At 65.4% G+C, this 11,347-nt stretch carries 3 protein-coding genes; all 3 read right to left on the bottom strand.

The window, feature by feature from the left end:
- Window positions 1–6,705 (bottom strand): non-ribosomal peptide synthetase (locus tag QSV36_RS10795; protein WP_353853230.1); only part of this gene is annotated, 6,705 nt, incomplete at its 3' end.
- Window positions 6,706–6,717: 12 nt separating this feature from the next.
- Window positions 6,718–10,062, bottom strand: a complete 3,345-nt coding sequence (locus QSV36_RS10800; RefSeq protein ID WP_289131585.1) for a non-ribosomal peptide synthetase — start codon at window positions 10,060–10,062, stop codon at window positions 6,718–6,720.
- Between the two features lies 1 nt (window position 10,063).
- A partial coding sequence (locus QSV36_RS10805; RefSeq protein ID WP_289131586.1) for an AMP-binding protein occupies window positions 10,064–11,347 on the bottom strand: 1,284 nt, incomplete at its 5' end.

Raw genomic sequence — 11,347 nt, forward strand, 5'->3', positions numbered from 1 at the left:
GGCCACGACCAGGCGCGCGCCGGTCATCAGCGGCCAGAAGAACTCCCACACCGACACGTCGAAGCTGAACGGGGTTTTCTGCAACACGCTGTCGCTGGCGTCCAGGGCGTAGGCATTCTGCATCCACCACAGGCGGTTGACCAGCGCCCGATGGCTGTTGCCCGCGCCTTTCGGGCGACCGGTGGAGCCAGAGGTGTAGATCACGTAGGCGAGGTTCAGCGGCGCAACATCGGTGTCCGGGTTGGCATCGCTGCAGCCGCTCAGGTCTTCCGTATCCAGCTCCAGGCAGCGCAGCCCGGCCGGGATCGGCAGGCTGTCACGCAGGTGCGACTGGCTCAGCAGCAAGGCGATGCCGCTGTCGTCGAACATGTAGCGCAGGCGCTCCTGCGGGTACTCCGGGTCCAGCGGCACGTAGGCGCCGCCGGCCTTGACGATGCCCAGCAGGCTGATGACCATTTCCAGGCTGCGCTCCATGGCGATGCCGACCAGCACGTCCGGGCCCACGCCCAGCTCGCGCAACCGGTGCGCCAGCTGGTTGGCACGGCGGTTGAGTTCGGCATAGCTCAGGGTCTGCTCGCCGAACACCAGCGCCGGCGCATTCGGGGTGGCGCACACCTGGGCCTCGATCAACTGGTGAATGCTGCTATCACTCGGGAACACCGCATCTGTAGCGTTCCACTCCTGCAGCAGTTGGCGCTGCTCATCGGGGCCCTGCATCGGCAGCTCGGCCAGTGCCTGGCCGGCATCTGCCAGCATGGCCCCGATGAGGTTGCCCAGGTGCTGCGCTACCTGCTCGACCGCCTGGCCAGACCAATGGCTGCGATTGTGGCTGTACTGGATCGACAAAGTCGCCCCCGGGCTCACCAACAGCGTCAACGGGTAGTTGGTCTGCTCGCGATTGGCCACCTCGCCAAAGCGCAGGCCATCGGGCGCGCCCTGTTGCAGCGCTTCGGCCACCGGGTAGTTCTCGAACACCAGCAAGCTGTCGAACAGCGCGTCACCGCCCTGCCCGGCCCAGCGTTGCACGTCATACAGCGGGGAATGCTCGAATTCGCGCGCGGCCAGGTTGCTCGCCTGCACCTGGGCCAGCCACTGCGCGACGGTCTGCTCCGCACGTGGCGTGCCGACCACCGGCAGCGTGTTGATGAACAGGCCGATCAGCTCTTGCACCCCGGGCAAGTCAGTCGGCCGCCCAGCCACCGTAGCGCCGAAGCAGACGCTGGGCTGGCCGCTATAGCGGTGCAGCAACAGCAGCCAGACAGCCTGCAGCAAGGTATTGACCGTGACCCGATTAGCCCTGGCGAAGGCCTCGATCTGCCGGGTTTGCTGGCGGTCGAAGCGCTGCTGGTACTCGCCCTGGCCAGACGCTGAACCACCCAGGCCAAGGCCAGGGATGCTCTGCGCCAGGCAGGTCGGTGCCTCCAGGTCTGCCAGTTGGCCCTTCCAGAATGTTTCAGCGGCGCCCGCATCCTGACGCTGCAACCAGGCGATGTAGTCGCGGTAATGCGTTGCCTGCACCGGCATCGGTTGCCCGACATAACGCTGCAACACCTCCCCCAGCAAGCGCGAGGTACTCCAGCCATCCATCAGGATATGGTGGTTGGTATAGATCAGGTGGTGACGATGCCTGTCGGTACGCACCAGCACCAGGCGCAGCAATGGCGCCTCGGCCAGGTCGAAGCCACGCTGGCGTTCCTCATCGGCCAGCTGCTGCAACGCGGCTTCGAGCTGCTGGGTGTCGCGCCAGTCCAGTTCGGTGAACGGCGAGCCGACAGTGCGGTGCACGATCTGCACCGCTCGCTCCAGCTCTGCCTGCCACACGAAGCCGGTTCGCAAGATGTCGTGGGCCGCCAGTACATCCCGCCAGGCCTGCTTGAAACGCTGCGGGTCGAGGTGGTCGACATCGACCCGCATCTGGTTGATGTAGTTACCGCTGCCTTGCTCGTACAGGCTGTGGAACAACATGCCTTGCTGCATCGGCGACAACGGATAGACATCGGCAATTTGCGCGGCAGCCACCGGCAGGTTGTCCAGTTGCGCCTGGGTCAGCCCGGCCAGCGGGAAGTCCGAAGGGGTCACCCCGCGGTTATGCGCCTGGCAGCAGTGCTCGATCAGTGCCTTGAGCTCATCTGCATAGGCATCGGCCAGACGCTGGATGGTCGACGGCTGGAAACGTTCGCTGCTGAACGTCCAGTTGAGCTTCAGTTCCCCGGCAAAGACCTGGCCATTGATGGCCAGCTGGCTGCTCAGCGGCGTAGCGTCATCGTGGTTCTGGCCTGCGCTTTCCTGCGCCGGCGTCAGCAGCCCTGTCGTCGCGTCGAAACTGCTGTCGAACTGGCCCAGGTAGTTGAAGACGATCTCGCCAGCCGGCAGTCGGCCAAGCAGCTGACGAGCCTCGCTTCCCCCAAGGTAACGCAATACGCCATAACCAATCCCTTTGTCGGGAACGGCGCGCAACTGTTCCTTGATGGTCTTGATCGAGCCCGCCCATTGCGCCTGTGGGCTGAGCTTGAGCGGATACAGGCTGGTGAACCAGCCTACCGTGCGGCTCAGGTCGATGCCGTCGAACAGGTCTTCGCGGCCATGCCCCTCCAGGCGCACCAGCACCTGTGCCCGACCGGTCCAACGCGCGATCACCCGTGCCAGCGCGGTCAGCAGCAGGTCGTTGATCTGGGTGCGATAGGCCGCCGGCGCTTCATGTAACAGCTTGTGCGTCCAGTGTGCGTCCAGGCGCGTCGCGACAGAGGCCGCGCAACGCTGCAGGTTGGCACCTTGCGGGTTGTCACAGGGCAGCGCATCGTCAACGTCTTGCAGTTGCTGGTGCCAGTAAGCCATTTCTTGTTGCAGCGCGGGCGTTGTCGCATAGCCCTGCAACTGCTCTGCCCAGGCCTTGAAGGCGCTGGTCTTGGCCGGCAATACCGGGGTCTGGTCGGCGGCCAGGGCCTGGTAAGCCTGTTGCAGGTCTTCGAGCAGCACCCGCCAAGACACCCCGTCAACCACCAGGTGGTGGATGACCAACAGCAACCGCTGGCTGCCATCGGGCAGCTCGCCCAACACTGCCCGCAGCAGAGGCCCTTGCTCCAGGTCCAGACTGCGCTGGGCTTGGTTGCCGACCTGCTCCAGTGCTTCGACATCTTCAACCGGGCGGCGCCACAGCAGTTCATGCTGCGCGGTACCGAACACGGCCTGCCAGGCACCTTCGGAGTGGCTGAAGCGCAGGCGCAGGGCGTCGTGATGGTCGACCACGCAGCGCAACGCCGCTTGCAGGTGGCGTTCATCGAGCGCCTCGCGGGTGTGCAGCATCAGCGACTGGTTCCAGTGATGCCGCGCAACCACGTCCGCTGCGAAGAACCACTGCTGGATCGGAGTCAGCGGCATGCTGCCCTCGACCTGCCCCTGGTCGATCGCCGTGCCGGTTTCTTGCCGGGCGATCGCAGCCAGCCCTTGTACTGTCTGGTGCTGGAACAGCTCCTTGGGAGTGAAGCGGATACCCAGCTGGCGGGCACGGCTGACCACCTGCAACGACATGATCGAATCGCCGCCCAGTTCGAAGAAGTTGTCGGCAAGGCCGACTTTCTCCAGCTTAAGCACGTCGGCCCAGATGGCTGAAATCTGCTGCTCCAGTTCGGTCTGCGGCGCCATGTACTCACCCTGCAGCACGCTGGCATCTGGCGCCGGCAAGGCCTTGCGGTCGAGCTTGCCGTTGCCGGTAAGGGGCAGCCATTCGAGGAACAGCAGATGCGCAGGCAGCATGTGCTCAGGCAGGCTGGCCTTCAGCTCGGCACGCAGGCTGTCACGCAGTTGCGCCTGCTGTGCGGTGCTTTTCAGCACACCGGCATCGGCAGGTACCACATAGCCCACCAACTGCTTGCCACTGGCGCCATCCAGCGCCAGCACCGCAACCTGGCACACGGCAGGCTGTGCGAGCAAGCGCGCTTCGATTTCGCCCAGTTCGATACGGAAACCGCGAATCTTCACCTGGTGGTCGATACGCCCGATGTATTCGATGACCCCGTCGGTACGGTAACGGGCCAGGTCGCCCGAGCGGTACAGGCGCCCGCCGTGGTCATCGAAGGGGTTGGGTACGAAGCGCTCGGCGGTCAACCCGGGGCGCCCGTGGTAGCCCCGCGCCAGGCCCGCCTGGCCAATCAGCATTTCCCCCGTGCAACCCGGCAGGATCGGGTTCAGGTTTGCGTCGAGCAAGTACCACGACAGGTCGGGGATGACCTCGCCGATCGGGCTGCTGGCGCCGTTGTGCAAGTCGTCCAGGGTGATCGGCCGGTACGTCACGTGTACGGTGGTTTCGGTGATGCCATACAGGTTGATCAGGCGCGGCTGGTGGTCGCCAAACACCTCCAGCCAGGGTCTCAGGCTGCTGACCTCCAGGGCCTCGCCACCAAACAGCACATGCCGCAGGGCCAGTGGCTGCCCCGCCTTCGCCGCCTCGCAGGCAACCGCAACAAGCGGTTTGAACGCCGAGGGCGTCTGGTTGAGCACGGTAACCTGCTCGCGTACCAGCAAGGCGTGGAAGTCTTCGCTGGAACGCGCCACATCCGCGGGCACGATGACCGCCCTGCCGCCATGCAGCAACGCGCCGTACAGCTCCCATACCGAGAAGTCGAAGGCGTAGGAGTGGAACACCGTCCATACGTCACTGGCATCGAAATGGAACCAGTGCCGGGTGGCGGCAAACAGGCGCACCACGTTCCGATGCGGCAGCAGCGTACCTTTGGGCTTACCGGTGGAACCCGAGGTGTAGATCACATAAGCCAGGTTGTCGGCATTCACCTGGCAGGCAGGGTTGGCCTCGCTGTAGCGGCCGAGGCCGGTATCGCCGTCCAGCTCCAGCACCTGCACGCCGGCCGGTATTGGCAGGGTGTCACGCAGGTGCTGCTGGGTCAGCAACAGGCGGATACCGCTGTCCTCGAACAGATAGGCGAGGCGGTCCTGTGGATACGCCGGGTCCAGCGGTACGTAGGCAGCACCGGCCTTGAGAATGCCCAGCAGGCCGACAACCATCTCCAGGCTGCGCTCGACGGCCAGGCCGACCAGTACATCCGGCCCGGCCCCCAGCTCCAGCAGCTTGTGCGCCAGCTGGTTGGCCCGGCGGTTGAGCTCGGCGTAGCTCAGGGTCTGTTCGCGGCAGACCAGCGCTATCGCATCCGGTGCAGCTTCGACCTGGGCCTCGATCAGGCGATGAAGCGGCTGTTCGGCGGGGAACTGCATCGGTGACGGGTTCCAGGCCTGTACGGCCTGGTCCTGTTGCGCCTGGCTGAGCAGCGGCAGGTCGGCCACGCGCTGCCCGGGCTGGTGCACGATCGCCTCAAGCAGGCTTACCCAGTGAAGTGCCATCCGTTCGATGGTGGCGGCATCGAACAGGTCGGTCGCGTAGCTCAGGGCGGCGCCGAGGCCATGCTCGTATTCGAAGGTGTCCAAGGTCAGGTCGAACCTGGCCGTATCGTGAGCCCAGGTCAGCCCCTCCACCTGCAGCCCTGGCACGCTGCGCTGCCCGCCCTTGGCCTGCACCTGGTGGTTGTACAACACCTGGAACAATGGGCTGTGGCTCAGGCTGCGCTCGGGCTGAAGGGCCTCCACCAACTGCTCGAACGGCAAGTCCTGATGGCTCTGCGCCCCCAGCACGCGCTGTTTGACCTGCTGGAGCAGGTCGCTGAAGGTCAGCGGCAGGTCGAACTCGGCGCGCAATACCTGGGTATTGACGAAAAAGCCGATCAGCCGTTCGGTTTCCACCCGGTTGCGGTTGGCCACCGGCACTCCGACGCGGATATCCGCCTGCCCGGAATAGCGGTGCAGCAAAGCCTGGAAACTGGCCAGCAACACCATGAACAGCGTCGCTCCCTGACGCTGGGCCAGTTGCCTGAGCGAATGCACCAGGGTTTGCGGCAGGCGAACCTCATGCCGCGCGCCGCGATGGCTGCTGGACGCAGCACGCGGGCGATCGGTGGGCAACTCGAGTACTGGCTGGTCATCGCCGAGCTCTGCCTTCCAGTACGCCAGCTGCCGCTCGCGCTCGCCCGCTTCCATCCACTGGCGCTGCCAGATCGCGTAGTCGGCATACTGGACCGGCAGCGCCGGCAGTTGCGGCACCTGGCCTTGGCTATACCCGGCATACAGCTGCATCAGCTCATCGATCATCAGCGGCATCGACCAGCCATCGGAGACGATGTGATGCAGCGTCACCACCAGCACATGCTCGTCCTGCCCCAGGCGCAGCAAGCTGACCCGCAGCAGTGGTCCTTGCTCCAGGTCGAACGGGCGGCGTGCCTCGGCCGCCACGTGCTCGCGCACGCTGTGTTCATCGGTGCAGGCCAGCGTCTGCATCGCCAACGTCACGCTGTGCTCGGGGTGAATGACCTGGACGGCGCCCTGCCCGTCATCGCTGAAGGTGGTGCGCAAGGTTTCGTGGCGGGCCACCAGCGCGTCGAAACTGCGCTGCAACGCCTCGACATCCAGGGGGCCCTGCAGGCGCAAGGCCGCCGGGATGTTGTACAGCGGTGCGGCAGGCTCGAGTTGCCAGAGAAACCACTGCCGCTGCTGGGCGTATGAAAGGGGGACAGGGGTTGCAGGCTCGCGCCTGAAGATCGGGGTGAGCCCATACAGGTTCACCCCCTGCTGCTTGAGCAAGGCTGCCAGGGCCTGGCGCTCTTTGGTGGACAGTAGCTTTACAGACTCAAGCAGCTCTTGCACAGTCAAAATCTCCTAAGAAACCAGCTTTTCAATTTCCTCCGTAGTTAGACGTTTCAGGGCCTCCAGGGATTTAGCCAGCTCATTCTGAACAGGGTCCGCCTGTGGCGTGAGCTGCTCCAGCTGCGCGCAGTAGCCGCCCAGATCGGGGGTTTCGAACAGCGCTTTCAGGCTGACCGCCAAGCCCAGCTGCTCCTGCACGCGGCTGGTCACCTGGGTGGCGATCAGGGAGTGACCACCTAGCAGGAAGAAGTTGTCGCCCAGGCCAACCCGGTCAACTTTCAGCACATCCGCCCAGATCGTGGCCACCTGCTGCTGCAAGGGCGTGCGCGGTGGCACGTGGGCCTCCTCCGCCAGGGCAAGGTCCGGGCGCGGCAACGCCTTGCGGTCCAGCTTGCCATTCGGCGTCAGTGGCAGCTTGCCCAGCAGCACCAGGTAAGAAGGCACCATGTACTCCGGCAGTTGCCTGCGCAACGCACTGCGCAGTTGGTCGCGCAGGGCTGCCTGCGCAGCGGCATCGGCCATCACCCCAGGCTCGTCAGGGACTGCATACGCCACCAGGTGCTGGCCACCGGGGCCATCAACGGCCATGACCACGGCTTCGCGCACCGCCTGCTGTTGCAGGCGCACCTCGATCTCGCCCAGCTCGATACGGAAGCCGCGAACCTTCACCTGGTGGTCCACCCGGCCGACATACTCCAGCACCCCGTCCGGCCGATAGCGGGCCAGGTCACCGGTCCGGTAGATGCGCCCGCCGTGGGCATCGAAGGGGTTGGGGATGAAGCGCTCGGCGCTGAGCCCCGGGCGCTTCAGGTAACCACGGGCCAAGCCGGCACCGGCCAGGTACAACTCACCGACGGCCCCTACCGGCACCGGTTGCAGGGCACCGCTGAGCACGTAGGCAGCACTGTTGTGCAAAGGTCGGCCGATGTTCGCCTGGCCACCGGCCATCCTCAGCGTGCAGGTGGAATAGGTGGTGTCCTCGGACGGGCCATACAGGTCGTACACCTTGCGCACGTGCGCCAGGCGATAGAGGTCGTCGACAAGCGGCTGCTTCAGCGCTTCGCCGCACAGGTTGATGGTGTTGACCGACGCTGGAATATTGCCGCTTTCGCACAGTTGCCTGATTGCCGATGGCACGGTATTCACCAGCCGCACCCGGTCCTTCGCCGCCAGGTTCGGCAGTTCGAGGGCATTGGCGGCCAACACCGCATAACCACCCGCCGAGAGGGTGACGAACAGCTCCCACACCGACAGGTCGAAGCAGATCGACGTGGAGAACAGCACCCCACGCAGGTCTGCCTGCTCGTATACCGATAGCGACCAGCCAATCAGTGCCGCCACACTGCGGTGCTCGATCTGCACGCCCTTGGGCTTGCCCGTCGAGCCGGAAGTGTAGATGCAGTAGATGAGGTTGCGGGCGCTGCTCAGGCAGGCCAGGTCGGTGTCCGGGTAGCCGTCCAGCGGCAACTGGTCCAGCAGCAGCGTGCGCGAGCGGAACTGCTCCGGCATACGCTCAATCAGGCTGGTCTGCGACAGCAACAGGATCGCCTGGCTGTCCTCGAGCATGTACTCCAGGCGGTCCTGCGGATATTCCGGGTCCAGCGGCACATAGGCGCCACCCGCCTTGAGGATGGCCAGCAGGCTGACGACCATCTCCAGGTTGCGCTGCATGGCGATGCCCACCAGCACATCCGGGCCCACACCCTGCTCGCGAAGCTTGTGCGCCAGCTGGTTGGCCCGGCAGTTGAGCTCGGCATAGCTCAGCGTCTGCTCGCCGAAGATCAGTGCCGGGGCATCCGGGGTTCGCGCTACCTGCGCCTCGAACAGCTGGTGGACGCAGCTGGCATCCGGGTAGCTGGCCTGAGTCGCGTTCCATCCTGCGATGATCTGCTGGTGCTCGGTGTCGTCCAGCAGGGCCAGCTCGGCGATACGCTGGTTGGGCTGCTCGACCACGGCGTGCAGCAGGTTCTGCCAGTGCCGGGCCAGAGTACGGGCGGTCGCGGCGTCGAACAGGTCAGTGGCGTAGACCAACGCAGCACCGATACCGCTGTCGTGCTCGAAGGTTTCCAGGGTCAGGTCGAACTTGGCGGTGTGGTTGTCCCACGCCACGGCGCTCACGTCCAAGCCCGGCAGCGTGTGGCGCTCGCCCCTGGCCTGGGTCTGGTGGTTGTACATCACCTGGAACAATGGGCTGTGATTCAGGCTGCGCTCCGGCTGCAGGGCTTCTACCAATTGTTCGAAGGGCAAATCCTGATGGGCCTGGGCCTCGACCACCCGCTGCCGGACCTGGCCGAGGAAGTCGGCAAAGGTCAGCTGCAGATCGAACTCGGCCCGCAGTACCTGGGTGTTGACGAACAGCCCGACCAGGCGCTCGGTTTCCACCCGATTGCGGTTGGCCACCGGCACACCGACGCGGATATCCGCCTGCCCTGAATAGCGGTGCAGCAGAACCTGGAAGCTGGCCAGCAGCAGCATGAACAGCGTCACCCCCTGTTGCTGGGCGAACCGTTTGAGCGCACGCGCCTGGTCTGCCGGCAGGTCGATGGCCAGGCGCGCCCCCCTGAGGCTGCTGAGCGTTGGCCGCGAGCGGTCCAGCGGCATCTCCAGCAGCGGATCCTCGCCACCCAGCTGGCTAGTCCAGTAGGCCAGCTGTCGCGCCTGCTCCCCGGCCTCCATCCAGCTTCGCTGCCAGATGGCATAGTCGGCGTATTGAATGGGTAGCGCGGGCAGTTGTGCATCCCGGCCCTGACTGTAGGCCTCATACAGGCCCACCAACTCTTCCACCATCAACGGCATGGACCAGCCATCGGCGATGATGTGGTGGACGGTCAGCACCAGCACGTGCTCGTGCGCAGCGAGCGCCAACAGCCTGACCCTCAGCAGCGGCCCCCGCTCCAGGTCGAAGCCTTGGCGCGCCTCTCGCTCCACCTGCTCGCGCAAGGCTTCCTCGCCCGGCGTATCCAACGGTTCAGGGGCCAGCGGCAACTCCAGGCGTGGGTGAACCACCTGCTGCACCTGCTCCCCTTGTTGGTGGAAGGTGGTACGCAGCGCATCGTGCCTGGCCAACAGGCCGTCGAAGGCACGCTGCAGGGCTGCAAGGTCCAGCTTGCCCGTGAAGCGCAGGGCCGAGGAAATGTTGTATACCGCGCTGTCCGGGTCCAGTTTCCAGAGGAACCACTGGCGTTGCTGAGCATAGGAAAGCGGCAACTGCTCGAAGTCGCCGCACACCCGCGGAATGGGCAGTTGCGCCAGGCTGCTGCCCTTGGACGCCAACTTTTCAAGAAACAGCTTGCGCTGCTCCAGCGGCAGCCGAATGAAGCGGTGAACCAGGTCGGTATTGCGGGTATCGGTGCTCATCTCAAACTGCCTCAAGCTCATTCATGAAGTCGTGGAACTCGTCCAGGTCTGCCGTGCGGTCGCGGGTTGCAGCGCTGACGGCGGTGGCGTAATCGCGAAGGTTTTCGGTCTGGAACAGCAGCGCCAGTGGTATGTCCGCACTTAGTTCCATCTGCAAGCGCGCGACCACTTGCGTGGCTAGCAGGGAATGCCCGCCGAGCTGGAAAAAGTTGTCCGCCAGGCCGACCTGCTCCAGCTTCAGCACCTGTGCCCAGATCGCCGCGATCTGCTTCTCCAGCGCGCTCTGCGGGGCCACGTACTCACCCTGCAACTGGCTGGCATCCGCCTGCGGCAGGGCCTTGCGGTCGAGCTTGCCGTTCGGCGTCAGCGGCAGCTGCTCAAGCAGCAGCAGATGCGCCGGTACCATGTAGTCCGGCACGCCGGCCTTGAGCGCGGCACGCAGGCTGTCGCGCAACGCGCCCTGCTCCTGCGTGCGGTCGGCAGGCACCACGTAGGCCACCAGTTGTTTGCCGCTCGGCCCGTCCTGGGCCAGCACCACCGCTTCCCGCACGCTCGGCAACTCCAGCAGGCGCGCTTCGATCTCGCCCAGCTCGATGCGCAGGCCGCGGATCTTCACCTGGTGGTCGATCCGCCCGGCGTAGTCGATCACCCCGTCGGCGCGGTAGCGCGCCAGGTCGCCGGTGCGGTACAGGCGGCCGCCGTCGCGGCTGAACGGGTCTGGCACGAAGCGTTCGGCGGTCAGCGCCGGGCGCTGGTGATAACCACGGGCCAGGCCCACACCGCCGAGGTACAGCTCACCGGCACTGCCGCGCACCGCCGGTTGCAGGCTGCCATCGAGGATGTGGGTCTTGAGGTTGTCGATCGGCTGGCCGATCGGCACGCTGATGCTTTCGTCCGGCTGGCAGCTCCAGTGGGTGACGTCGATGGCCGCTTCGGTCGGCCCGTACAGGTTGTACAGGCGCGCCGCCGGCAAACGTTGCAGGGTCTGCCGGGCCAGTTCGGCCGGCAGTGCTTCGCCGCTGCACACCAGGCGCCTGAGGCTGACGCAGCGCTCCACCGCTTCGTGGGCCATGAACGCCTGCAGCATCGACGGCACGAAGTGCAGCGTGCTGATGCCATAGTGGTCGATGGTGTCCACCAGCAGTTGCGGGTCGCGGTGCGCCCCCGGCTGGGCCACGACCAGGCGCGCGCCGGTCATCAGCGGCCAGAAGAACTCCCACACCGACACGTCGAAGCTGAACGGGGTTTTCTGCAACACGCTGTCGCTGGCGTCCAGGGCGTAGGC

The organism is Pseudomonas sp. BCRC 81390, from assembly GCF_030341915.1.
In the GTDB taxonomy this organism is placed as follows: domain Bacteria; phylum Pseudomonadota; class Gammaproteobacteria; order Pseudomonadales; family Pseudomonadaceae; genus Aquipseudomonas.

Bases quoted from the DNA above. Each gene is read 5' to 3' on its own strand.
- QSV36_RS10800 (WP_289131585.1), bottom strand. From the start codon at position 10,062: ATGAGCACCGATACCCGCAATACCGACCTGGTTCACCGCTTCATTCGG.